The sequence below is a fragment of the Roseateles sp. SL47 genome (assembly GCF_026625885.1).
Lineage (GTDB): Bacteria > Pseudomonadota > Gammaproteobacteria > Burkholderiales > Burkholderiaceae_C > Roseateles.
On the sequence record NZ_CP113068.1, the window covers coordinates 5,741,303 to 5,764,441 of the forward strand.

23 protein-coding genes are annotated in these 23,139 nt (G+C 64.4%); 1 reads left to right on the top strand and 22 read right to left on the bottom strand.

The window, feature by feature from the left end; genetic code table 11:
• Positions 1-146: 146 nt before the first annotated feature.
• The 6 genes from rplI to ppsA form a co-directional block, all read right to left on the bottom strand.
• Positions 147-599, bottom strand: a complete 453-nt coding sequence (gene rplI, locus OU995_RS24895) for a 50S ribosomal protein L9 (RefSeq protein ID WP_267832870.1) — start codon at positions 597-599, stop codon at positions 147-149.
• Between the two features lie 14 nt (positions 600-613).
• Positions 614-904, bottom strand: a complete 291-nt coding sequence (gene rpsR, locus OU995_RS24900) for a 30S ribosomal protein S18 (protein ID WP_267832871.1) — start codon at positions 902-904, stop codon at positions 614-616.
• Positions 905-970: 66 nt separating this feature from the next.
• Positions 971-1,255, bottom strand: coding sequence for a primosomal replication protein N (gene priB / locus OU995_RS24905; RefSeq protein WP_267832872.1), 285 nt, complete (start codon positions 1,253-1,255; stop codon positions 971-973).
• A 91-nt stretch (positions 1,256-1,346) separates the two neighbouring features.
• Positions 1,347-1,709: a 30S ribosomal protein S6 gene (rpsF, locus tag OU995_RS24910; RefSeq protein WP_267832873.1), complete on the bottom strand. Its 363-nt coding sequence runs from the start codon at positions 1,707-1,709 to the stop codon at positions 1,347-1,349.
• A gap of 134 nt (positions 1,710-1,843) precedes the next feature.
• Entirely contained in the window at positions 1,844-3,931 is a 2,088-nt protein-coding gene (locus tag OU995_RS24915; RefSeq protein WP_267832874.1) for a sodium:solute symporter family protein, read from the bottom strand.
• Between the two features lie 254 nt (positions 3,932-4,185).
• Positions 4,186-6,597, bottom strand: coding sequence for a phosphoenolpyruvate synthase (gene ppsA / locus OU995_RS24920; protein ID WP_267832875.1), 2,412 nt, complete (start codon positions 6,595-6,597; stop codon positions 4,186-4,188).
• Between the two features lie 364 nt (positions 6,598-6,961).
• Between ppsA and ppsR the strand changes: the two genes are divergently transcribed.
• A complete protein-coding gene (ppsR, locus tag OU995_RS24925) occupies positions 6,962-7,783 on the top strand; it encodes a pyruvate, water dikinase regulatory protein (RefSeq protein ID WP_267832876.1) in 822 nt (273 codons plus the stop codon).
• Between the two features lie 17 nt (positions 7,784-7,800).
• On the opposite strand, the gene OU995_RS24930 is transcribed toward ppsR, so the two are convergent.
• The 16 genes from OU995_RS24930 to rpsB all read right to left on the bottom strand — a co-directional run bounded on the left by OU995_RS24930 (position 7,801) and on the right by rpsB (position 23,034).
• On the bottom strand, positions 7,801-8,592 hold the full coding sequence (locus OU995_RS24930; RefSeq protein WP_267832877.1) for a TrmH family RNA methyltransferase: 792 nt from the start codon (positions 8,590-8,592) through the stop codon (positions 7,801-7,803).
• Positions 8,589-9,320: a ribonuclease HII gene (rnhB, locus tag OU995_RS24935; RefSeq protein WP_267832878.1), complete on the bottom strand. Its 732-nt coding sequence runs from the start codon at positions 9,318-9,320 to the stop codon at positions 8,589-8,591. The genes OU995_RS24930 and rnhB overlap by 4 nt, the downstream gene beginning before the upstream one ends.
• Positions 9,292-10,440 carry a lipid-A-disaccharide synthase gene (gene lpxB, locus OU995_RS24940; protein ID WP_267832879.1) on the bottom strand — a complete coding sequence of 383 codons (1,149 nt, stop codon included), beginning with the start codon at positions 10,438-10,440 and terminating at the stop codon, positions 9,292-9,294. Before lpxB ends, rnhB begins: the two co-directional genes overlap by 29 nt.
• Position 10,441: 1 nt before the next feature.
• A complete protein-coding gene (gene lpxA / locus OU995_RS24945; RefSeq protein ID WP_267832880.1) occupies positions 10,442-11,233 on the bottom strand; it encodes an acyl-ACP--UDP-N-acetylglucosamine O-acyltransferase in 792 nt (263 codons plus the stop codon).
• A 13-nt stretch (positions 11,234-11,246) separates the two neighbouring features.
• The gene (gene fabZ / locus OU995_RS24950; protein WP_267832881.1) at positions 11,247-11,705 is read right to left on the bottom strand and encodes a 3-hydroxyacyl-ACP dehydratase FabZ; all 459 of its coding nucleotides are present in this window, start codon (positions 11,703-11,705) and stop codon (positions 11,247-11,249) included.
• The gene (lpxD, locus tag OU995_RS24955; protein WP_267832882.1) at positions 11,702-12,763 is read right to left on the bottom strand and encodes a UDP-3-O-(3-hydroxymyristoyl)glucosamine N-acyltransferase; all 1,062 of its coding nucleotides are present in this window, start codon (positions 12,761-12,763) and stop codon (positions 11,702-11,704) included. Before lpxD ends, fabZ begins: the two co-directional genes overlap by 4 nt.
• A gap of 20 nt (positions 12,764-12,783) precedes the next feature.
• The gene (locus tag OU995_RS24960) at positions 12,784-13,296 is read right to left on the bottom strand and encodes an OmpH family outer membrane protein (RefSeq protein WP_267832883.1); all 513 of its coding nucleotides are present in this window, start codon (positions 13,294-13,296) and stop codon (positions 12,784-12,786) included.
• Entirely contained in the window at positions 13,296-15,599 is a 2,304-nt protein-coding gene (gene bamA / locus OU995_RS24965; protein ID WP_420714761.1) for an outer membrane protein assembly factor BamA, read from the bottom strand. Before bamA ends, OU995_RS24960 begins: the two co-directional genes overlap by 1 nt.
• Positions 15,560-16,975 (bottom strand): RIP metalloprotease RseP, encoded by a 1,416-nt coding sequence (gene rseP, locus OU995_RS24970; RefSeq protein ID WP_267832884.1) that lies wholly within the window; start codon positions 16,973-16,975, stop codon positions 15,560-15,562. Before rseP ends, bamA begins: the two co-directional genes overlap by 40 nt.
• A complete protein-coding gene (gene ispC / locus OU995_RS24975) occupies positions 16,975-18,183 on the bottom strand; it encodes a 1-deoxy-D-xylulose-5-phosphate reductoisomerase (RefSeq protein WP_267832885.1) in 1,209 nt (402 codons plus the stop codon). The genes rseP and ispC overlap by 1 nt, the downstream gene beginning before the upstream one ends.
• Positions 18,183-19,016: a phosphatidate cytidylyltransferase gene (locus tag OU995_RS24980; RefSeq protein WP_267832886.1), complete on the bottom strand. Its 834-nt coding sequence runs from the start codon at positions 19,014-19,016 to the stop codon at positions 18,183-18,185. Before OU995_RS24980 ends, ispC begins: the two co-directional genes overlap by 1 nt.
• Before the next feature lie 25 nt (positions 19,017-19,041).
• Complete coding sequence (uppS, locus tag OU995_RS24985) at positions 19,042-19,782, bottom strand: polyprenyl diphosphate synthase (protein ID WP_267832887.1); 741 nt, start codon at positions 19,780-19,782, stop codon at positions 19,042-19,044.
• An 11-nt stretch (positions 19,783-19,793) separates the two neighbouring features.
• Positions 19,794-20,354, bottom strand: a complete 561-nt coding sequence (gene frr, locus OU995_RS24990; RefSeq protein WP_267832888.1) for a ribosome recycling factor — start codon at positions 20,352-20,354, stop codon at positions 19,794-19,796.
• Between the two features lie 72 nt (positions 20,355-20,426).
• Positions 20,427-21,137, bottom strand: coding sequence for a UMP kinase (gene pyrH / locus OU995_RS24995; protein ID WP_267832889.1), 711 nt, complete (start codon positions 21,135-21,137; stop codon positions 20,427-20,429).
• Between the two features lie 116 nt (positions 21,138-21,253).
• Positions 21,254-22,153, bottom strand: coding sequence for a translation elongation factor Ts (gene tsf, locus OU995_RS25000; protein WP_267832890.1), 900 nt, complete (start codon positions 22,151-22,153; stop codon positions 21,254-21,256).
• Between the two features lie 134 nt (positions 22,154-22,287).
• Positions 22,288-23,034, bottom strand: coding sequence for a 30S ribosomal protein S2 (gene rpsB, locus OU995_RS25005; protein WP_267832891.1), 747 nt, complete (start codon positions 23,032-23,034; stop codon positions 22,288-22,290).
• Positions 23,035-23,139 lie beyond the last annotated feature (105 nt).

Below are 23,139 nucleotides of genomic sequence, written 5' to 3' on the forward strand. Positions count from 1 at the left end.
GTTGGGAAAGCTCTGGAGAGCCGAGGACATCCGGTGGACAACCTCGACCCCAAAAAGCCGAAAGCCGACGGCTCTTCAGCTGTCGGCTTTCGTTCACCCTATGGTGGCAGCCCCGGACGGAGCCGCCAACCCTGGGTATGTGCCAATTACTCGGCTTCGGCGACGATCTGCACCGTCACTTCGGACACCACGTCGGTGTGCGGAGCCACGGTGACCGTGAATTCGCCGACGGTCTTCAGAGGACCGTTGGGCAGACGCACTTGCGACTTGGTCACGGCGATGCCGGACTTGGTCAGTGCTTCAGCGATGTCAGCGTTGGTGACGGAGCCGAACAGACGGCCGTCCACGCCAGCCTTCTGGCTGATGGTGACGGTCTTGCCGTTCAGTTGCTCACCGACGGACTGGGCAGCAGCCAGCTTTTCAGCAGCAGCCTTTTCCAGTTCAGCGCGCTTGGCTTCGAATTCCTTGATCGCGGACTCGGTGGCGCGACGAGCGCGGCGGGTCGGGATCAGGAAGTTACGAGCGTAGCCGTCCTTGACCTTAACGACGTCACCCAGGTTGCCGAGGTTGGCCACCTTTTCAAGCAGGATCACTTGCATGGTTCTACTCCTCTTCAGACCTTGTGCTGGTCGCTGTAGGGCAGCAGAGCCAGGAAGCGGGCGCGCTTGATGGCGACCGACAGCTGACGCTGGTAGAAAGCGCGCGTACCGGTCAGGCGAGCGGGCACGATCTTGCCGTTTTCGCTGACGAAGTCGCGCAGCGTGTCGACATCCTTGTAGTCGATCTGTTCAACACCGGCGACGGTGAAGCGGCAGAAACGCTTGCGGCGGAACAGCAGCGATTGTTGGTTGCGCTTGGGCTTGCGGTCCTTCGAGAACCGACCTTTACCACGTGGCGGGGGCATATTGACCTCTTGAGAATCTATCCAGATAAAACGATGCGCGAACCTTGTGTGAAGTGCTCTGCCGGCTCAGTGCTCCAGGCCGGTGATATGAAACACCGTCCCTCGGCCTTGTCGCTGCGCTGACAGAAACCCGGTAAACACCGCGTGGTCCGTCAGGCCCAGCGCCTGCACCCGTTTCACAATCTCGCCCACGGCCACCGCCTTGATCTCCAGGGCCACCTTGCGGCGGGCCCCGGCTTCTTCGACCTGGGATTCATGCGTGAGCATCACATCCAGGGCCGGGAGACCGGCGGGGGTGTAGCGGACTGCGGCGAGCTCCAGAATCCTTGCGTGTAAAACCAGGTGGTTCATCCCAGATGGTTCATGCAACAAAGTTCAGAAACCTGCGTTCAACGAGCGGCTGAGTCAGATACAGAAAACTTCAGGAATCGCGCTGGCCAGTTCAGGCGGACGCTTCTTGGGGAGCCTTGCGGGCTTCTTCGCGCTCAACAGCCTTCATCATCACCGAGGGGGCGGTTTCAGCCTTGTCCTTGGCAACGGTCAGGTGACGCAGCACGGCGTCGTTGAAGCGGAAACCGGTTTCGAGTTCACCCAGGATTTCCTTGGAGGCCTCGATGTTCAGGCACAGGTAATGTGCCTTCGCCAGCTTCTGGATCATGTAGGCCAGTTGACGGCGGCCCCAGTCTTCCACGCGATGCACCTTGCCACCACCGTTGATGACCAGGCCCTTGTAGCGCTCCAGCATGGCCGGAACTTGTTCGCTTTGATCCGGATGGATCAGCAGAACGATCTCGTAATGACGCATAAATACTCCTTGTGGGTTTCAGAGCGTCTGAAAGCCGAACCCCAGCGTCAAGTCCTGGGTCCGGCAAGGGAAGCCCGCGATTCTAATGCAAGTGTGGGGGTGGCGTCCACCGGCGTGGTGGTGCGTGGGGGGAATCAAGCGGACACTTCGTGCAGGCGGCGCTGGACGGCCTGGGCCGAGGCGGGGGGCACAGGCGTGAGCAAACTGACCACAATGAGGGCAGCGACACCCGCCGGGAGGCCGAAAAGAGCAGCCGCCACCGGCTGGATGCCCCACCAGAGCTGCGGGTCACCCGGGACGCCCAGGGCCTGGCGCAGGCCGGCATGGGCACTGATCATGTAATACAGCGTGACGCCCAGGCCCACCAGCATGGCGGCGGCGGCCCCCTGCTTGTTGGCCCGGCGCCAGAAGATCCCGCCCACCAGCACGGGGACCAGGGTCGCCCCGGCCAGGGAGAAGGCGGCGGAAACCAGCAGCAGGATGTCGGCCGGTTTTTGCGTGGCAACGGCAGCGGCTGCGAGCGCGGTGGCCAGCAGCAGTGCTTTGGACACCGTGACGCGCTGGGTGGCGGACGCGGTGGGGTGCAGCACGCGGTAGTAGATGTCGTGAGAAAGTGCGCTGGAGATGGTCAGCAGCAGGCCATCCGCAGTGGAGAGTGCAGCAGCCAGGGCACCAGCGGCCACCATGGAGGCCAGTACGTAGGGAAGCCCAGCCAGTTCAGGGGTGATCAGCATGATGACATCGCCCCCCAGGCGCAGTTCAGCCAGCTGCAGAATCCCATCCTGGTTGACGTCCTGGATGCTGAGCAAGGCGGGGTCGATCCGCATCCATTGCCGCACCCAGGAGGGCAGTTCGGCGATCGGCATCCCCACGAGGTGGGTAAAGACCTCATGCTTGAGAAGGACCGCCAGAGCCGGCGCACTCAGGTAGAGCAGCGCGATGAAAAACAGCGACCAGGCCACGGAGGTTCGGGCCTCAGCGACGCTGGGGGTCGTGTAGTAGCGGGTCAAGATGTGCGGCAGGCCGGCCGTGCCCACCATCAGCACCAGCACCAGCGCCAGGAAGTTGCGGCGGGAGAGGTCGAATGCTTCGCGCTCCTGCGGTGTGCCGTCCGGGTTGCCGGCAAACGGCTCGGCATGCGGCGGCATGCCCGCCAGTGGCTGGGCCCGCTGGTGCTGCTGGCGCGCCGCCCAGCTCCATTGCTCCCGGGCCTGCGCTTCGGTACGGGGCAACGCGGCCCGCTGCTTTTCCGCCGCCTGGATCTGCGCCAGCGGCGCATCCTCCCCCTTGAGTCGCGCAATCCGCTGAGACGCCGCCTGCCGCTCCAGGTCCAGCGACTGCGGCAGCTCCGCCACCATGCGCTCATAGTCCCGTGCGCTGCGTTCATACAGGGCGCGCACTTCCAGCTCTTTGGCATCCCTCAGCAAGGTCTCTTCCCGCGCCGTGATGTGCTGCAGCTGCTGCCCCGCCGTGAGTTGCGGCAAGGGCCACCCCGTCTGCTGCACCGACAACCACATGACCGGCAGCACATACGCCAGGATCATGATGATGTACTGCGCCACCTGCGTCCACGTCACCGCCCGCATGCCCCCCAGGAAGCTGCACACCAGCACTCCCCCCAAGCCAACAAACACGCCAATCTCAAAGGTCAGACCCGTCAGCCGCGTGGTGATCAACCCCACGGCGTAGATCTGCGCCACCAAATAAATGAACGAGACCAGCACCGCAGCCGCGGCCCCCATCACCCGTAAGCCACGGCTGTCAAAACGCTCCGCCAGGAAGTCAGGAACCGTGAAACGCGCAAACCGGCGCAGGTAAGGCGCCAGCAGCAAGGCGACCAGACAGAAACCGCCCGTCCAGCCCAGAACAAACGCCAATCCGCCATAGCCAGAGAGGTACAAACTCCCCGCCATGCCAAGAAACGACGCCGCACTCATCCAGTCCGCGCCGGCCGCCATGCCGTTGTAGAACGCAGGGACGCGACGGCCCGCCACGTAGTACTCCTCCGGGTCGGTGGTGCGGCTCAAAATTCCAATGCCGGCGTAGACCATCACCGTCAGCAGCAGGAAACTGAATCCCAACCATTGCTTGGGGAGGCCCCAGCGCTCCAAAACACCCAGCACAACAACAAGCAGAACCACGCCCAGGGTGTACGCGGCATAGTTGCGGTTCAGTTGCCGACGGAAGCTGGTGCGGGAGGCGGAAGATTCGGGGAGAGGCATCGTGGGAGGGATCTTCCTCTTCATCGAGGATGCCTGGCATCGGTTGTTTCCTGCACCAGGGAGCGCGTCCCGGGATGGCCTCCGTATCCGCTCTCCCCCACACAGAGGCCATCCCACTCAGACCTGTCGTCCAGACCATCATCCAAATGCCCAATACCCCCCCTGAGGCGCGTAGCGCGGCACCAATAGAAAAGGGCAGCTGAGCTGCCCTTGGGGGGGGAGGTGCGGGCCCCCTGGGGGGGCACCCGTCCGGCTTATTTCTTGGCCAGACGCGTCCAGGTTTCAATGACGGTGTCAGGGTTCAGAGAGATCGACACAATCCCTTCCTCCGCCAGCCAGTCGGCAAAGTCAGGATGGTCGCTGGGGCCCTGGCCGCAGATGCCCACGTACTTGCCAGTCGCGCGGCAGGCCGCAATGGCGCGCGAGATCAAGGCCTTCACCGCCGGGTCCCGTTCATCGAAGTCGCCCGAGAGCAATTCCAGGCCGGAGTCGCGGTCCAGGCCCAGCGTGAGCTGCGTCAGGTCGTTGGAACCGATGGACATGCCGTCGAAATGCTCCAGGAACTTCTCCGCCAGGATGGCATTGCTCGGCACTTCGCACATCATGATGACGCGCAGGTCGTCCTTGCCACCATTGGCCGCCCGCTTGAGGCCGCGCTCGGCCAGCATCGCCACCACTTTTTCGGCCTGGGTGACTGTCCGCACAAAGGGCACCATGATCTCGATGTTGGTCAGCCCCATGTCATTGCGCACCCGCTTGAGCGCCTCACATTCCATGGCAAACGCATCCGAGAATTCGCCGCTGATGTAGCGCGATGCCCCCCGGAACCCCAGCATCGGGTTCTCTTCGTCCGGCTCGTAACGCGATCCGCCAATGAGTTTGCGGTATTCGTTGCTCTTGAAGTCGGAGAGCCGCACGATCACCGGCTGCGGCCAGAATGCCGCCGCAATGGTGGCAATGCCTTCGGCCAGCTTGTCCACATAGAAGGCGCGCGGAGAAGCGTGGCCACGAGCCACCGATTCCACCGCCTTCTTGAGGTCGGTGTCGACATTCGGATAGTCGAGGATGGCTTTCGGGTGGACGCCGATGTTGTTGTTGATGATGAACTCAAGACGTGCCAGGCCCACACCGTTGTTGGGCATCTGCGCAAAGTTGAAAGCCAGCTGCGGGTTGCCCACGTTCATCATGATCTTCACCTGGCAGTAAGGCAGCTCGCCGCGGTGGACTTCGCTGACTTCCGTTTCCAGCAGACCGTCGTAGATGTAGCCGGTGTCACCTTCCGAGCAAGCCACCGTGACCAGTTGGCCGTCCTTGAGCTTGTCGGTGGCATCGCCGCACCCCACCACGGCCGGAATGCCCAGTTCGCGGGCAATGATGGCCGCGTGGCAGGTGCGGCCGCCGCGATTGGTGATGATGGCGCTGGCGCGCTTCATGACCGGCTCCCAGTTCGGGTCGGTCATGTCCGTGACCAGCACGTCACCCGGCTGCACACGCTCCATTTCGGCGACGCTTTCAACCAGGCGCACCGGGCCCGTGCCGATCTTCTGGCCAATGGCCCGGCCTTCCACCAGCACCGTCCCCTGGCCCTTGAGCTTGTAGCGCTGCTCCACCTGGCCTTCGGCCTGGCTCTTCACCGTCTCCGGGCGCGCCTGCAGGATGTAGAGCTGGCCGTCCTGGCCGTCCTTGCCCCATTCAATGTCCATCGGGCGGCCATAGTGCTGCTCGATGATCAGCGCGTAGCGCGAGAGCTGGATCACATCGTCATCGGTGAGCGAGTAGCGGTTGCGCTGCTCCACTTCCACATCCACCGTCTTCACCAGCTTGCCGCTCGCCGCCTTTTCCTCCGGCGTGGAGAAGGTCATCTGGATCAGCTTGGAGCCCAGGTTGCGGCGGATGATGGGGAACTTGCCGCGGGTCAGCGCCGGCTTGTGGACATAGAACTCGTCCGGGTTCACCGCCCCCTGCACCACCGTTTCGCCCAGACCATAGCTGGAGGTGATGAACACCACATCCTTGAAGCCGGATTCGGTGTCGATGGTGAACATCACACCCGCTGCGCCCAGGTCGGAACGCACCATGCGCTGCACCCCCGCCGACAGGGCCACGTCGCTGTGGGCAAAGCCCTTGTGGACGCGGTAGCTGATGGCACGGTCGTTGTAGAGGGAGGCAAACACCTCCTTCATCTTGTGCAGCACGTCTTCAATGCCGACGACGTTCAGGAAGGTTTCCTGCTGCCCGGCGAAGGACGCGTCCGGCAGGTCTTCGGCCGTGGCCGAAGAACGCACGGCAAACGAAGCTTCCGGCTGATCCGTCGTCACACGGGCGAATTCCGCCCGGATGGCCGCTTCCAGGTCCTTGGGGAAGGGCTGCGCCTCCACCCAGCCGCGAATCTGCGCACCCGCCTCCGCCAGCGCACGCACGTCATCGGTGTTGAGGTCGGCCAGACGCTGCTGGATGCGGGCATCCAGGCCTTCGTATTTCAGGAATTCGCGAAAGGCGTGAGCGGAGGTGGCAAAACCGCCAGGCACGCGCACCCCGGCATCCGCCAGTTGGGAAATCATTTCGCCGAGCGAGGCGTTCTTGCCGCCCACCGACTCGACGTCGGTCATCCTCAGTTTCTCGAAGGGTACAACCAGGGCGGTCGCCTCGAAGCGTGCATCAGACATGGGAAAACTCCGTGATGTTGAGAAACCGGGGCCCCAGCGCCTGCAGACTTTGCATGCCGGACGGCATCACCCCAAGAAGCGCGCAAGCGGGCGCGCGGCAGGGCAGAAAAGCATGCGGACAGAACGGCGCGCGCGACAGGTGTTGTCGATTCTTGTGGGCGTCGCAGCGGGGCGTTCATGATGGGCAGGGGCAAGTTGCGGACGATTCTACGGGTTCGCGCCTCTATGATGTAAACCCTGGTTCGGGGACTGCGCGGAACCGTTCCGGGCAGATTGGGCATGCATCGTGCCCGCCCCAGGTCCCCCGACCTCACCCGCCCTCACCCGGCCCACCCAGTTTTCACCCTCGCGCCACAGGCACGCCATGACCCAGCACACCGTGTACTTCGTCTCGGATGGCACCGGCATCACTGCCGAAACCTTCGGTAACTCCATCCTGGCCCAGTTTTCGGTCAAGGCCCGACATGTCCGCCGTCCTTTTGTGGACAACGCGGACAAGGCCCACCAGTTGATCAAGGAGATCAACGAGACCGGCATCCGGGAAGGGCAACGCCCCGTCGTGTTTGCCACCCTGGTGAACCGCGAGGTGCTCAATGTGGTGCGCCAGCACTGCGAAGGGCTGGTGCTGGACATGTTCGGCACCTTCATCGCGCCGCTGGAAGACGAGTTCCGGGTGAAGTCCAACCACCGCGTGGGCCGCTTTTCCGATGTGGCCAAAAGCCAGGAATATCACGACCGGATCGAAGCGATCAATTTCTCGCTGGCCCACGATGACGGGCAATCCGCTCGCAATCTGGATTCGGCCGACGTGATCCTGGTGGGCGTGAGCCGCTGCGGCAAGACCCCCACGTCGCTGTATCTGGCCATGCAGCACGGCATCAAGGCGGCCAACTATCCCCTGATCCCGGAAGACTTTGACCGGGGTGCCCTGCCCTCCCTGCTGGTGCCCCACCGGAAGAAGTGCTTCGGCCTGACCATTGATCCGGAACGCCTGGCCCAGGTGCGTAATGAGCGCCGCCCCGGCAGCAAATACGCCGACCTGATGAACTGCCACTATGAAGTGCGCGAGGCCGAGACGATGATGAAAAAGGCCGGTATTTCGTGGCTGTCGTCCACGCACAAGTCGATCGAAGAGATCGCCACCACCATCCTGCGGGACATCCGCCCGGATCGTCTGATGTACTGAAGCTCCGGCGCCCGGCCTCAGGCTTGGGTCAGGCGCCTGCGAGCGGATTCGTACAGGCAGATCGACGCCGCGCTGGCCACGTTCAGCGATTCCTCACCGCCCGGCTGCGGAATGCCGATGCGCAACGCGCAGCGGGCCATGAGGGCGTCCTCCACCCCCTGCCCTTCATGCCCCATCACCCAGGCGCAGGGCGAAGGCAGATCCGCCTCGTGCAGCAGCGCATCGGTGTGGGAACTGGTGGCCAGCAGGGGCACGCGCAGCGCGTCGAGGTCGGCCACGCTCAGCCCTTCCACCAGCCGCAGCCCGAAGTGCGCCCCCATGCCGGCGCGCAGCACCTTGGGCGACCACAGCGCTGCCGTACCCTTGAGCGCCAGCACCTGGCGAAAGCCCAGCGCCGCTGCACTGCGCAGGATGGTGCCGACGTTGCCGGCATCCTGAAGCCGGTCCAGCACCACCGAGTCGGCCTGCGGGTCGATGCGCCAGGGCGGCGGCAGTTGCAGGTCAAAGCCAATCTGCGCCGGGGACTCCAGGCCGGACACGGTCTTGAACAGTGCCGGGGACACCACCAGCACCTTCAGCGCCTGATCGGCCAGGGCCCGCAGAGATTCCTGCTGAGCAGCCACATCGGTGATGAGCGCCAGCGCTGGCCGCATGCCCCGCTGCAGCGCGGCACGTGCGAGATGGTCGCCTTCCAGCCAGACGCCCCCCATCTTGCGATAGGCGCTTGCGTCCTGTGCCAGCTTGCGCAGGCGCTGGAGTTGCGGGTTGTCCCGCGCGGTGATCGGCAACCAGGGGGGTCCGCTGCTCATTCAATCTCTACCGTGGTGGGCCGTGGGGTGCTGACACTGGCGGTGCCCGTGATGATCGTGGTCGTGACGGTGGTGGAGGCCGTCGCGGGGGCGCCGGGGCGGTCCAGCACACCTTCCATGCACATGCGCACCGGAGCAAAGCTCGTACGGTGCCAGGCGCTGGCGCCGTGCAGACGCAAAGCTTCCAGGTGCTCCGGCGTGCCGTAGCCCTTGTGGCTGTCGAAGCCGTAGTGCGGATGCTCCTGATGCATGCGCATGCACAGCCGGTCGCGGTGCACCTTGGCCAGGATGCTGGCCGCCGAGATGGCCGGCACCAGCGCATCGCCCTTGACGATGGCTTCGGCCGGAATGCGCAGCACCGGCAGCCGGTTGCCATCCACCTTCACCTGGGCCGGCGTCAGCCGCAGGCCTTCCACCGCCCGGCGCATGGCCAGCAGCGTGGCCTGCAGGATGTTGATGCGATCGATCTCCTCGACCGTGGCCTCGGCAATGCAGAAGCACAGCGCCTTGGCGCGGATCTCGTCATACAGCTGCTCGCGTTTTTTTTCGCTGAGCACCTTGGAGTCGTTGAGGCCCTTGATCGGCTGCAGGTCGTCCAGGATGACGGCCGCCGCCACCACCGGTCCGGCCAGCGGGCCTCGCCCGGCTTCGTCCACACCCGCCAGCAGGCCTTCGCGCTGCCAGTCCAGGCCGAGTTGTTCAGGCGCCAAGGATTTTCGCGATCGCATCGCCCGCCCTTTGCGCGGTATTGCAGCGCAGCGTCTCGTGGATCTGGATAAAGCGCTCGCGCAGCCGTTCACGACGCGGGGCGTCGTCCAGCCAGGCCAGGCCTTCCCGAGCGATCCTCTCACCGGTGCAGTCGTCCTGCAGGCATTCCGGCACCAGCGTCTCACGGGCCAGCACATTGGGCAGGCCGACCCAGGGCAGCAGGGCCTTGCCTTTCATGCGCCAGGCATTGAACCAGTGCAGCTTGTAGGCAATCACCATGGGCCGCTTGAACAGCGCTGCCTCCAGCGTGGCCGTGCCGCTGGCCACCAGGGTGAGATCACAGGCCGCCAGGGCTTCATGCGCCTGGCCGTCCAGCAGTGTCAGCGGCAGGCCGTGGCCATGCGCACGCACCAGCGCCTCGGCCAGTTCGCGCTGGCCGGGGGCCACCGGCACCACCAGCCGCAGGCCGGGCCGCTCCGCCAGCATGCGGCGGGCCGCATCCAGCACGGGCGGGAAGATGTAGTGGAGCTCGCTGCGGCGACTGCCCGGCAGCAGCGCCACCACCGTGGCATCCGCTGGCAGATCCAGCTGCTGACGGGCCGCCTCGCGCGGCGGCTCCATCGGGATCTTGTCGGCCAACGGATGGCCCACGTAGGTGGCCTCGATGCCGTGGCGCTGCAGCAGTTCGGGCTCGAAGGGGAACAGGCACAGCACATGGTCGGCACTGCGCTGGATGGTGTGGACCCGCTCCGCCCGCCAGGCCCAGATGGACGGGCAGACAAAGTGGACCGTCTTGATGCCGGCCTCGCGCAGGCGCTGCTCCAGGCCAAAATTGAAGTCCGGCGCATCCACGCCGACAAAGGCCGACGGACGCTCCTGGATCAACCGGTCACCAAGTTGCCGACGGATGGACAGCAGCTCGCGGATGTTCTTGAGCGCATCCCAATAACCGAAGATCGACAGTTTGTGGCTGGGCCACCAGGCCTGGAAACCCAGCGCCTGCATCCTCGGGCCACCAATGCCGGCACTGGTGAGGCCGGGCCAACGCGACTGCAGCGCCTGCAGCAGCAGGCTGGCCAGCAGGTCCCCGGAGGCCTCGCCGGCCACCAGGCCCAGTCGAGGGTCCGTGGGAGTGGCCATGTCAGCGAACGAGCCCGCGCTTGGCAGCGGCAAGGAAGTCCAGCATCAGCTGCACATCTGCCACCGTCTCGGTGTCCTGCCCCGCCTTCAGGGCTTCGATCTGCTGCACCGACTGCTCCAGCGTCAGTCCGTCCCGGAACAGCAATTTGTGCATCTGGCGGATGCTGCCGATGCGCTCGTTGCTGAAGCCGCGACGGCGCAATCCGGTGAGGTTGACCGCCCGCACGGTGAGCGGGTTGCCATCCACCGTCATGTAGGGCGCGACATCCTGCGCCACATGGCCCTGGAAGCCGATCATGGCGTGGGCACCGATGTGCACGAACTGATGCACGCCCGTCAGGCCGCCGATGGTGGCCCAATCGCCCACATGCACGTGGCCGGCCAGCGTGGCATTGTTGGCCAGCACGCAGTGGTCACCCAGCACCACATCATGGGCCAGATGCACATAGGCCATGATCCAGTTGTCCGAGCCCACCCGCGTGACGCCCTGCTCCTTGAAGGTGCCGGTGTTGAAGGTGCAGAACTCACGGATGGTGTTGCGGTCACCAATCACCAGCTCGGTCACTTCGCCGCCGTGGCTCATGTCCTGCGGCATGGCGCCAATGGAGGCGAACTGATAGATACGGTTGTCGCGGCCGATGGTGGTGCGGCCCTCCACCACCGTGTGCGGGCCGATCCGCGTGCCGGCGCCGATGCGGACGTCCGGGCCGATGACCGCATACGGGCCGATCTCGACATCCGCGTCGATCTGGGCTTTCGGGTCCACAAGGGCGGTGGCGTGAATCTTGGCCATGATGGTCAGACGCTCAGCAGTCCAGACGGCGCATGGTGCACATCAGGCCGGCTTCGGCCACGATGTCGGTGCCCACCAGAGCCTTGGCGCCAAACTTGTAGATGCCGGCCTTGGCACGCTCCAACGTGACATCCAGGATCAACTGATCACCCGGCTCCACCGGTCGCTTGAAACGCGCGCCGTCGATGCCGGCAAAGTACACCACATGGTTCTCATCCAGCGAGAAGTCGTAGCTCTGCACCGCCAGCAGCGTGGCGGCCTGGGCCAGCGCCTCAAGGATGAGCACACCCGGCATCACCGGGTGATGCGGGAAGTGCCCCTGGAAGAATGGCTCGTTGATGCTGACGTTCTTCAGCGCGCGGATGCGCACGCCCTTCTCCACTTCCAGCACACGGTCCACCAGCAGGATGGGATAGCGGTGCGGCAGCTTCGCCAGGATGCCGTGAATGTCGATTTTGCTGCTCTCGTTCATGTCGTCTTCTTTTCCAGGGCACGCACGCGCTGGCGCAGCTCATAGAGCCCACGCAAGGCGGCGGCATTCTTCTGCCAGGATGCGGCTTCCTCAAAAGGCCACATGCCGGCGTAGGCACCGGGCTTGTCGATGCTGTTGCTGATGTTGGCCGTGGGGCCGATCTGCACACCGTCGGTGATCTTGATGTGACCGTTGATGCGGGCGGCACCCGCGATGATGCAATTGGCGCCGATCTCGGCGCTGCCGGCAATGGCCACCGCGCCAGCGACGGCGGTGCCCTTGCCGATCTTCACGTTGTGAGCGATTTGAACCAGGTTGTCGATGATGGCGCCGTCATCGATGACGGTGTCGCCCAGCGCGCCGCGGTCCACGCAGGTGTTGGCGCCGATCTCGACGTCATCGCCGATGCGCACCGCACCCAGTTGCTCGATCTTGACCCACTTCATGCCGTTGTCGCCCTTGGTGGGTGCGAAGCCGAAGCCGTCAGCGCCGATGACCACGCCGCTGTGGATCAGCGAACGAGCGCCCACCACGCAGTCATAACCCAGCACCACGCGCGGCGCCAGACGGGTGCCTTCACCCACCACCGCATGATGTTCCACCACCGTGTGGGCACCGATGCGGGCACCCGCGCCGATGCGGGCGCCGGATTCAATCACCGCAAAAGGGCCCACGTCCACACCGGCGCCCAGCTGCGCATCCGGTGCGACGCTGGCGGTGGGATGAACCGTTGCCGCCGGACGCGCCGGCCGCATGTGCTGCACCCACCATTGGGTCAGCCGGGCAAAGTAGAGATAGGGGTCGGGCGTGACGATGCAGCTGGCCAGCTGGCCATCGCCACGGCGGGCCGCTGCAGCCTCCTGCATGGCAGGCGCCACAATGACACAAGCGGCCTGCGTGGTGGCCAGTTGCGAGGCGTATTTGGGGTTGGAAAGAAATGCGATGGCGTCCGCACCGGCTTCCTCCAGCGGCGCGATGCGCTGCAAGGCCGTCTGCGACGCACCAACAGAAACGCCGCCCAAGGCGGCGATCAGGTCTGCAACCGTTACCTGTTTCATGCTGCGAGCCTCATCAACGATCAGGGCTTTTGAGCATTCAGGGCGTCGATCACCTTCTTGGTGATGTCCACACGCGCGCTGGCGTGGACGGCGTCCTGCACGATCAGGTCGTACTTGTCCTGTTCAAAGATCTGCTTGATCACCTTGTTGGCCTTTTCAATCACGGCGGCCAGCTCTTCGTTCTTGCGCTGAGCCACGTCTTCGTTGAATTCGCGACGCTTGCGCTGCAGGTCACGGTCCTGCTCGATGAGTTCTCTTTGGCGCCGGGCCCGTTCGGTTTCCGTCAGTGCCGGACCTTCCTTGTCCAGCTTCTCAGCCGCAGAGCGCAGCTTGCCTTCCTGCTCCAGCAAGGTCTTTTCACGACGGCTGAATTCCGCCTGCAGCTTGGCTTCCGACGCCTTGGCCAGATTGGTTTCGCGCAGGATCCGCTCGCTGTTGACGTAGCCGATCTTGAGGTCCTGGGCCTGGGCAGCCAAAGCCGTGGCTGCTGTCAGGGCGACAGCGGCCACCATCTTCAACAGCGTGCTCTTCATCAGAATGACGTCCCGATCTGGAATTGGAATCTCTCGATTCTATCCGTCCGTTGCTTCCTGATTGGCGTACCGTAACTGAGGCGCAGCGGACCCATCGGCGACAGCCAGCTGATACCGATACCACCTGCGGCTCGGGTCTCGTCGAGCTTCAGCTTTTCGTCCGTCCCCCAGACGTTGCCAACGTCGAAGAACGCGAACAGGCGGAAGCTCTTGTCGTTGCCCGCGCCCGGCACCGGCACATACAGCTCGGTGTTCAGGTTGAACTTGCGGTTGCCGCCGGTGTAGGAGCCGGTGACGTCCACCGGACCCAGCGTGCCGGATTCGAACACCCGCACCGACCCCAGGCCGCCGCCGTAGAAGTTCTTGAAGATCGGGTAGGGGCGGCCCATCAGGCCCTCACCCCAGGCGACTTCACCGTTGACCATCAGCGAGAACTTGCGGCCCAGCGGAATGAACTGCTGGTACTGCAGGTTGGCGATGGCGTAGCGGGAGTCCCCCACCACGCTGGTTTCCAGGTTCACCCGCTTCATCGTGCCCGCTGACGGGGTGATGACGCTGTCGCGGTTGTCGGCCTTCCAGCCGATGGTCAGCGGGATGGACACGGCCGAGCCGCCAAAAGCATTTTCAAACAGCAGGTAGCTGTTGGGGAGGCCCTTGGAGGTGGTGATACGGGTCTGTTCGGCGCCAATACCAAAGAACACAGTGTCAACTTCGGAGAACGGCACACCGAACTTGACCGAACCACCGTAGGACGCCAGTTCGTACTGTTCACCCAGGTTGTTGATCGGCTTTGTGGTGCGGTAGAACACGTCCACCGCGCGTGAGATGCCGTCCACCGTGAAATACGGGTCCACCGTGGACACGCCCAGCGAGCGGCCGGTGCTGGCCGTGTTCAGCTGGATCCCCAGATAGTTGCCGGAACCGAAGACGTTTTCCTGGGAGATCGACCCGGACAGCGACAGCTTGCTGGCGCTGGAATAACCGGCGCCGATCTGGATGTTGCCGGTGGGGCGCTCGGTGACGGTCAGGGTCACATCCACCTGGTCGGGCGAGCCCGGCACTTCGGTGGTGTCGACGGTGACGTCCTTGAAGTAGCCCAGACGCTCGACGCGATCCCGCGAGGCCTTGATACGGGCACCGTCATACCAGGCGGATTCGAACTGACGGAATTCGCGGCGGATGACTTCGTCACGGGTGCGCGTGTTGCCGGAGACCAGCACTCGGCGCACATACACCCGGCGCTGCGGCTCGCCCACGAAAGTCACCACCACCTGGCCGGTGGCACGGTCGATCTCCGGACGGCTTTCCACACGGGCAAACGCATAACCGAAGGTGCCGTACAGGTCCTGGAAGTTGCGCGTCGTCTGAGCCACGGCTTCACCCTGGTAGGGCTGGCCGGCCTTGAGGGCGATCAGGCGCTTGAATTCTTCCTCCCGGCCCAGGAACTCACCTTCCATCTTGATGGCGCTGACCGTGTAGGGCTGGCCTTCGCTGACGGTGACGGCAATGCTGATGCTTTGCTTGTCCGGCGAGATGGTCACCTGCGTGGAATCGACGTTGAATTCGAGATAACCACGGTTCAGGTAGTACGAGCGGATGGTTTCCAGGTCCGCATTCAGCTTGGCGCGGGAATAGCGGTCGGTCTTGGTGTACCAGGTGAGCCAGCCGCTGGTGGTCTGCTCCAGCAGGCCCAGCAGGGTGCTTTCGCTGAAGACCTTGCTGCCCAGGATGCGGATCTCCGCAATCTTGGCCGGCTCGCCTTCCGTGACCTGGAAGCTCACGTTGACGCGATTGCGCTCGATCGGGGTGATGGTCGTGGTCACCTCCGCGCCATACAGGCTGCGGGTGAGGTATTGACGCTTGAGTTCCTGCTCGGCGCGGTCGGCCAGGGCCTTGTCGAACGGCTTGCCTTCGCCGATGCCGACGTCCTTGAGGGACTTGCTCAGTGCTTCGGTGTCGAATTCCTTCAGGCCGACGAAGCTGACATTGGCAATGATCGGACGTTCCTCGATCACCACCACCACCGCATCGGTGTCGATGTTGATGCGGACGTCCTTGAACAGGCCGGTGGCGAACAGGGCCCGCAGTGCAGCCGCGCCCTTTTCGTCGTTGTAGGTGTCGCCGATGCGGAACGGCAGGGCCGCGAACACCGTGCCGGGGTCGGTCCGTTGCAGGCCTTCGACGCGGATGTCCTTGAGGACGAAGGGCTCAACGGCCCAGGCGGCACCGGTGTGCATCGCGGCGGCCAGCACCGCCAGTTGGATCACTTGGGGGCGCATTGGCTCAGGCAGGAATCGGGACATGCGGAAGTTTCAGTGCGGACCCGCTGGCGGGTCAGATCGTTGAAAAGGGCCAGACTCATCATCAGCAGCAGGACGGCGATACCAGCACGTTCCAGCTGCCTGCGCCACCGCTCGGAGACTGGGCGGCCACTCAGACCCTCGAAAAGATAATACATCAGGTGTCCGCCATCGAGCATCGGCACTGGCAGCAGGTTGAGCACCCCGAGGCTGACACTGACGCTGGCCAGAAAACCCAGGAATGCTGCGGCTCCCAGACGAGCGGACTGACCCGCATAGTCTGCGATGGTGATGAAGCTGCTGAGATTCTTTACCGAGGATTCACCCGTCAGCATGTGCCAGAGGGTCTTGAGGGAGTGGGTGCTGAACTGCCAGGTGCGGGTCAGGCCTTGCACCACCGCCTCCACCGGACCGTAGTGCACCGTGACCATCTCCGGTGTTCCGCCGAACCCCACCCCGATGCGCGGGATGAACTGTCCACCCGCCCCCTCCAGACGAGGGGTGAGTGTGCGCTCCAGGGGCTCCCCGCCCCGCAGAAGCACCAGGCGCATCGGCTGCACGCAGCCCTCCACCAGCGAAGCGCGGACAGCTTGCTGGAAGGCGGCCAAATCCGTGATGGGCTTGTCATTGACAGACAGCACCCGGTCACCGGGATGCAGACCCGCCGCTTCGGCCGGGCTGCCGTTGACGATGCTCCCCAGCACCGGCTCCATCCAGACGCCGCCCAGGCCGATGCGGCGCAGGTTGGCGGCATCCAGATCGCGGCTGCCCAGGCTTTGGGTATCGAGTTGGATCTGTCGGCGGCTGTGGCCTTCGCCATGGCTCACGCTAAGGTAAAGCGGGCGCCGATCCCCCACCGCACGCGCCAGTTGCCAGGTGACATCGGACATGCCGCGGATGTCCTGCCAGTCCTGGCCATCCTCCGACCAGGCCTGCACCCAGTCACCCGGACGCAGCCCCGCCTGTTCCGCCAGGCTGCCCGGCTGGGGGGATCCCAGCACTGCCTTGGGCTCGTCCTGCCCCACCATGCCGGCCGCAGCAAACAGCAGCACCGCCAGCACCAGATTGGCCACCGGGCCGGCCAGCACAATGGCCGAGCGCTGCCACAGCGACTTGCGGTTGAGCGAGGTGTGCAACTGGTCCGGCGGCACCGCATCAAAGCGGTCGTCCAGCAGGCGGACATATCCGCCCAGCGGCAACAGGCTCAACACGAATTCGGTCCCGTCCGGCCCCTTTTGCCAGCGGCCCAGCACTGGACCAAAGCCCAACGAAAAACGCAGCACCTTGACCCCACAAGCGCGGGCCATGCGGTAGTGCCCCCATTCGTGGAAAATGATCAGCACCCCGAGGGTGACCACGAAAGCAAGCGCGGTATACATCAGGTGGTGCTCGACAGTCGCTGGATCAGCGCTTGGGCATGGCGCCGGGCGCGGGTGTCCAGGGTCAGCAGCCCCTCGACACTCTCCACCTCACCCGCCTGCGGCTGCACCGCGTCCAGGGCATCACGGTTGACCTGGCAGATCTGGTCAAAACGCAGACCCCGATTCAGGAATGCGGCCACCGCTTCTTCGTTCGCGGCATTCAGCACCGCCGTGCTGCCTTCCGCCGACCGCAGCGCCCGCCAGGACAGATGCAAGCCCGGGAAGCGCCGTTCATCGGCTTCTTCGAAGCTCAGGCCTGGCGTGGCCAGCAGGTCGAGACGGCTGGCGCCGGAGGTGATGCGTTCCGGGAAGGACAGCCCATAGGCGATGGGCACCCGCATGTCGGGCGTCCCCAATTGGGCCAGCACCGAGTTGTCGCGGCAGACCACCATCGAATGGATGATGCTCTGCGGATGGATCAGCACCTTCACCTGCTCCGGCTGCAGGTTGAACAGCCACCGGGCCTCGATGACCTCCAGGGCCTTGTTCATCATGGTGGCGGAATCCACCGAGATCTTGCGTCCCATCACCCAATTGGGATGGGCGCAGGCCTGGTCCGGCGTGACGTCGGCCAGGGTGGCGGGATCACGCTGGCGGAAGGGGCCGCCCGAGGCGGTCAGCACGATGTGGTCGATGCGCTGGTGCCAGGTGGCACGGTCTTCCGGCAGGCACTGGAAGATGGCGGAATGTTCGGAGTCGATCGGCAGCAGCGTGGCACCGCCCTGCTCCACCGCACGCATGAAGAGCGCGCCGCCCAGCACGATGGCTTCCTTGTTGGCCAGCAGCAGCCGCTTGCCGGCGCGTGCGGCGGCCATGGCCGGCGCGAGGCCAGCAGCGCCGACGATGGCTGCCATCACCGCATCCACGTCGGGATGGGCGGCGATGTCGGACAGTGCCTGAAGCCCGTCCAGCACCTCGGTCTTGCTGCCGGCATCGGCCAGGCGCTGACGGAGCGTGGCCGCCAGCGTGGCGTCCGGCAGCACCGCAAACCGCGGTTGATGGGCCAGGCACTGGGCCAGCAGCTCATCCACCCGGCTCATGGCCGACAGCGCAAACACGCGATAACGGTCCGGATGGCGCGCGATGACGTCCAGCGTGTTGGTGCCGATGGAGCCGGTGGAACCCAGCACACACACCTGCTGCGGAGAACGGAGGGAAGCAGTCATCACAGGGAACTCAAAGCCATGGCCAGCGGCAGGACCGGCAGCAGCGCATCAACACGGTCCAGCACGCCGCCATGCCCCGGCAGCAGCTGACTGCTGTCCTTGGCGCCGGCGGCACGTTTGACCAGGGATTCAAACAGATCACCGACCACGCTCATGGCGGTCAAAAAGACAATGGCCAGCAAGGAGAGCCAGCCCAGCCGTTTCACCAAAATCTGGTAGAGGCTGGGACCATCCACCGGCAGGTGCACGTCGATCACATGCACCCACACCATGGCCATCACCACCACCCCCAGCAGACCGCCGAGCGCGCCTTCCCAGCTCTTGCCCGGGCTGATGGCCGGGGCGAGTTTACGGCGCCCCAGGAGCTTACCGAAGATGTAGGCGGCGATGTCGGCCATCCACACCAGGCACATGGCCGACAGCAGGAAGTTGATGCCGCGCGCCCGCGCACTGATCAGGGCCAGCCAGGCGGCCCACAGCAGCACCGCGCCCAGCGTCAGACGCAGCCCCACCGACAGCTGCGGCCAGCCCGCCACGCCGGTCTTGAGCGCTTGCGCACCGCCCAGCACCCACAGGCCGCCGGCGATCCACCAGCACCAGGCTGGCAGCGCAAAACCCAGGGCATACAGGCACAGCCCGCAGACCACGGCCAGCCCGGCACCAAACGCCAGCGCGGCAGCGCCGGGACGACCATTGAGGCGGGACCATTCCCAGCCGCCCGCAGCGATCATCACCAGGGTCAGCAGGGCAAAAGGCAGCGGCGTGGGCGCGAACAGCGCCGGCAGCAGCAGGGCAAGCAGCACGAGGGCTGTGATGATGCGGGGCAACAGCATGGGCTCAGACCTTTCCGGAGGGAATTCAGGCTTCCTGGGTGACGCCAGCGACACCCGGCACATTGACCCCACCGAAGCGACGATCACGCGCCTGGAAGGCCGCGATCGCCTCGTCAAGCTGGGCCTCGCCAAATTCCGGCCAGAGGCAGTCGGAGAACACAAACTCGGTATAGGCGGTCTGCCACAGCATGAAGTTGCTGATGCGCAGTTCCCCGCCCGTGCGGATGAACAGGTCCGGGTCCGGTGCATAGCTCATCGCCATGAACTCGGACAGCTTCGCTTCGGTCAGCTCCTGGGCCGACACGCCCGCTTCAATCGCCTGGCGGCAGGCCTGGACGATGTCCCAGCGGCCGCCATAGTTGAAAGCGACATTCAGCGTCAGCTTGCTGTTGTGGGCCGTGGTGGTCTCGGCTTCCGCCCAGGCCGCCCGCAGCTTGTCGGACACGGCTTCCCGGTCCCCCACGATGCGGATGCGCACGCCCATCGCGCCCATGCGGGCCAAATAGCGGGAGACCGCCGCCAGCACCAGCCCCATCAGGCCGGAGACTTCGTCGCTGGGGCGCTTCCAGTTCTCGCTGGAGAAGGCGAAGACGGTCAGGTACTCGATCTCACGATCGATGCAGGCCTGCACCACGCGCACCAGCGCATCCACCCCCTGCTTGTGGCCGAAAAAGCGCGGAAGAAAGCGCTTCTTGGCCCAGCGTCCGTTGCCATCCATGACGATGGCCACATGGCGGGGCACTCCCGCCTTTTTTTCTGCGCTCACGTCGTGTGTGCTCAGACCGCCATGATCTCGGCTTCCTTTGCCGAAACCAGTTTGTCGATCTCGGCCACCACGCGGTCGGTCAGCTTCTGGACTTCGTCCTGGCTGCGGCGCTCGTCGTCTTCGGTGATCTGCTTGTCCTTGGTCAGCTTCTTGGCCTGCTCGTTCGCATCGCGGCGCAGGTTGCGCACGGCGACCTTGGCGTCCTCGGCTGCACCCTTGACCACCTTGGTGAGGTCACGGCGGCGCTCTTCGGACAGTGGCGGCATCGGCACGCGGATCAGATCGCCCTGGCTGGAGGGGTTCAGGCCCAGGTCCGACTCACGGATGGCCTTTTCGATCTTCTGGCCCATGCCCTTTTCCCAGGGCTGCACGCTCAGGGTGCGGGCATCCAGCAGGCTGACATTGGCCACCTGGGAGATGGGAACCGGCGAACCGTAGTAGTCCACATGCACCTGGTCCAGGATGCCCGGATGGGCCCGGCCCGTACGGATCTTCTGCAGTTCGTTCTTGAACGCCTCGATGGACTTGGCCATCTTGGCTTCGGCGTTCTTCTTGATGTCGGCGATGCTCATGTTCTTTTCCTCGATCAATGGGGACGGCGTGGCGCCCGCAGGCGCCGTGAATCACTTAACGCGTCGACCCGCTCAGACGTGCACCAGCGTGCCTTCGTCCTCCCCCAACACCACGCGCTTGAGTGCGCCCGGCTTGAAGATGGAGAACACCCGGATGGGGAGCTTCTGGTCACGGCACAGGGCAAACGCGGTCGCATCCAGCACCTGCAGATTCTTGCTGATGGCCTCATCAAAGCTGATGCGGCTGTAGCGGGTGGCGGTCGGATCCTTCTTGGGGTCCGCCGTGTAGACGCCATCCACCTTGGTGGCCTTCAGCACGATCTCGGCCCCGACTTCGGCGCCGCGCAAGGCAGCGGCGGTGTCCGTGGTGAAGAAGGGGTTGCCGGTACCGGCGGCAAAGATCACCACCTTGCCCTCTTCCAGATATTGCAGCGCCTTCGGGCGCACGTAGGGTTCCACCACCTGCTCGATGGCAATGGCGGACATCACCCGGGCGGTCATGCCTTCCTGGCGCATGGTGTCCGCCAGAGCCAGGGCGTTCATCACCGTGGCCAGCATGCCCATGTAGTCGGCCGTGGCGCGATCCATGCCCACCGAGCCTCCCGCGACGCCGCGGAAGATGTTGCCGCCACCGATCACCACCGCCACTTCCACTCCCAGGCGGGTGACGTCCTGGATCTCCTGCACCATGCGCACGATGGTGGCGCGGTTGATACCGTAGGCGTCATCGCCCATCAGGGCTTCGCCGGAGAGCTTGAGCAGAATGCGTTTGTGCGCGGGCATTGTTACCTCGTCAATACAGCCACTGAAGGCAAGGGGTTGCGCGCGCGCAGGCACCATCCGCCTGGCGCAGGCACAAGTGTAAAGGGCGCCCGGGGGCGCCCTTTTGTTTCTGGAGCTTATTGCCCCTTGGTTGCGGCGGCCACCTGGGCAGCCACCTCGGCGGCAAAGTCGTCCACCTTCTTTTCAATGCCTTCGCCCACCACGTAGAGGGTGAAGGACTTCACCGTGGTGGCCTTGTCCTTGAGCATCTGGGCAACGGTCTGCTTGCCGTCAGCGGCCTTCACAAAGACCTGGTCCAGCAGCGAGACTTCCTTCAGGAACTTCTGCACCGAGCCTTCCACCATCTTGGTGACGATGTCAGCGGGCTTGCCGGATTCGGCAGCCTTCTCGGTGGCGATCTTGCGTTCCTTTTCGACCAGCTCGGCCGGCACTTCGGCGGAAGACAGGGCCGCCGGCTTCATGGCGGCCACGTGCATGGCCACGTCCTTGGCGGCCACGTCGTCACCTTCGAACTCGACCATCACGCCGATGCGGGTGCCGTGCAGGTAGGAGGTCAGCTTGGCGCCGGAAGCGTAACGCTTGAAGCGGCGGATGGTCATGTTCTCGCCGATCTTGCCGATCAGGCCCTTGCGGACATCTTCCACCGTCGGGCCAAAGCCTTCCTGGGACAGCGCCAGGGCGCCCAGGGCGTCCACGTCGGCGGGGTTCTTCTCGGCCACCAGGCCAGCCAGGGCGTTCACGAAGGCCAGGAAGGCATCGTTCTTGGAAACGAAGTCGGTTTCGCAGTTGACTTCGATCACGGCACCGGCGCCACCGACCACCGCAGCGGCGACCACGCCTTCAGCGGTGATACGCGAAGCGGCCTTGCCAGCCTTGTTGCCCAGCTTGACACGCAGGATTTCTTCCGCGCGGCCCAGGTCGCCATCGGCTTCCGTCAGGGCCTTCTTGCACTCCATCATGGGAGCGTCGGTACGGGCGCGCAGCTCGGCGACCATGCTTGCGGTAATTGCTGCCATTTCAATCTCCGTGTGGTGCAGGCCCCCACCCTGAAACGGGAAGCTCGGGAACCTGCGAAATCTTGCTTGGAAAATTGCTTAGAAAAAAGGGGCTGAATCAGCCCCCTGGTCGAACCCTTGCGGGGACGCGGCGATCAGGCGCCTTCGTTCACTTCCACGAACTCGTCACCTTCAGCGGCGACAGCCTGGACCAGCTCTTGCGTCGAGTTGGCGCGGCCTTCCAGCACGGCGTCGGCCACAGCCTTGGCGTACAGGGCAACAGCCTTGGCGGAGTCGTCGTTGCCAGGAATGACGTAGTCGATGCCTTCGGGCGAGTGGTTGGTGTCAACCACGCCGATCACGGGAATGCCCAGCTTCTTGGCTTCGGCCACAGCAATCTTGTGGTAGCCCACGTCGATCACGAACAGAGCGTCCGGCAGAGCAGCCATGTCCTGGATGCCGCCGATGTTCTTTTCCAGCTTGGCGATATCGCGCTGGAACATCAGAGCTTCCTTCTTGATGGAGGGCTGGGTGCCAGCGTCCACCTGGGTCTGCATGTCCTTCAGCTTCTTCAGCGAGGTCTTGACCGTCTTGAAGTTGGTCAGCGTGCCGCCCAGCCAACGCTGGTTCACGCTCGGCACACCTGCGCGTGCGGCTTCTTCAGCGACGATGTCGCGCGCCTGGCGCTTGGTGCCCACCATCAGGATGGTGCCGCGCTTGCTCGACAGCTGGCGCACGAACTTCAGGGCTTCCTCGAACGCGGGCAGCGTCTTTTCGAGGTTGATGATGTGAATCTTGTTGCGATGGCCGTAAATGAACGGGGCCATCTTGGGGTTCCAGAAGCGGGTTTGGTGACCAAAGTGGACACCAGCTTCCAGCATTTCGCGCATCGTAACGGACATGTCATTCTCCGAAGGTTGTTTCTAGAATCCGGCACGAATTGCAGACGCTGCCTGCAACACCTTGTGGACCACTCCAGCCGCCGCCACCGGTGAACCTGACGATTC

Excerpts from the sequence above, each read along its gene's own strand:
- rplI (WP_267832870.1), bottom strand. The coding sequence starts at position 599 with ATGCAAGTGATCCTGCTTGAAAAGGTGGCCAACCTCGGCAACCTGGGT.
- rpsF (WP_267832873.1), bottom strand. The coding sequence starts at position 1,709 with ATGCGTCATTACGAGATCGTTCTGCTGATCCATCCGGATCAAAGCGAA.
- OU995_RS24930 (WP_267832877.1), bottom strand. The coding sequence starts at position 8,592 with ATGAGCAGCGGACCCCCCTGGTTGCCGATCACCGCGCGGGACAACCCG.
- lpxD (WP_267832882.1), bottom strand. The coding sequence starts at position 12,763 with ATGAAACAGGTAACGGTTGCAGACCTGATCGCCGCCTTGGGCGGCGTT.
- tsf (WP_267832890.1), bottom strand. The coding sequence starts at position 22,153 with ATGGCAGCAATTACCGCAAGCATGGTCGCCGAGCTGCGCGCCCGTACC.
- lpxA (WP_267832880.1), bottom strand. The coding sequence starts at position 11,233 with ATGGCCAAGATTCACGCCACCGCCCTTGTGGACCCGAAAGCCCAGATC.
- bamA (WP_420714761.1), bottom strand. The coding sequence starts at position 15,599 with ATGTCCCGATTCCTGCCTGAGCCAATGCGCCCCCAAGTGATCCAACTG.
- OU995_RS24980 (WP_267832886.1), bottom strand. The coding sequence starts at position 19,016 with ATGCTGTTGCCCCGCATCATCACAGCCCTCGTGCTGCTTGCCCTGCTG.
- priB (WP_267832872.1), bottom strand. The coding sequence starts at position 1,255 with ATGAACCACCTGGTTTTACACGCAAGGATTCTGGAGCTCGCCGCAGTC.
- pyrH (WP_267832889.1), bottom strand. The coding sequence starts at position 21,137 with ATGCCCGCGCACAAACGCATTCTGCTCAAGCTCTCCGGCGAAGCCCTG.
- OU995_RS24915 (WP_267832874.1), bottom strand. The coding sequence starts at position 3,931 with ATGCCTCTCCCCGAATCTTCCGCCTCCCGCACCAGCTTCCGTCGGCAA.
- rnhB (WP_267832878.1), bottom strand. The coding sequence starts at position 9,320 with ATGCGATCGCGAAAATCCTTGGCGCCTGAACAACTCGGCCTGGACTGG.
- lpxB (WP_267832879.1), bottom strand. The coding sequence starts at position 10,440 with ATGGCCACTCCCACGGACCCTCGACTGGGCCTGGTGGCCGGCGAGGCC.
- frr (WP_267832888.1), bottom strand. The coding sequence starts at position 20,354 with ATGAGCATCGCCGACATCAAGAAGAACGCCGAAGCCAAGATGGCCAAG.
- rpsR (WP_267832871.1), bottom strand. The coding sequence starts at position 904 with ATGCCCCCGCCACGTGGTAAAGGTCGGTTCTCGAAGGACCGCAAGCCC.
- rpsB (WP_267832891.1), bottom strand. The coding sequence starts at position 23,034 with ATGTCCGTTACGATGCGCGAAATGCTGGAAGCTGGTGTCCACTTTGGT.
- ispC (WP_267832885.1), bottom strand. The coding sequence starts at position 18,183 with ATGACTGCTTCCCTCCGTTCTCCGCAGCAGGTGTGTGTGCTGGGTTCC.
- ppsA (WP_267832875.1), bottom strand. The coding sequence starts at position 6,597 with ATGTCTGATGCACGCTTCGAGGCGACCGCCCTGGTTGTACCCTTCGAG.
- rseP (WP_267832884.1), bottom strand. The coding sequence starts at position 16,975 with ATGTATACCGCGCTTGCTTTCGTGGTCACCCTCGGGGTGCTGATCATT.
- OU995_RS24960 (WP_267832883.1), bottom strand. The coding sequence starts at position 13,296 with ATGAAGAGCACGCTGTTGAAGATGGTGGCCGCTGTCGCCCTGACAGCA.
- fabZ (WP_267832881.1), bottom strand. The coding sequence starts at position 11,705 with ATGAACGAGAGCAGCAAAATCGACATTCACGGCATCCTGGCGAAGCTG.
- ppsR (WP_267832876.1), top strand. The coding sequence starts at position 6,962 with ATGACCCAGCACACCGTGTACTTCGTCTCGGATGGCACCGGCATCACT.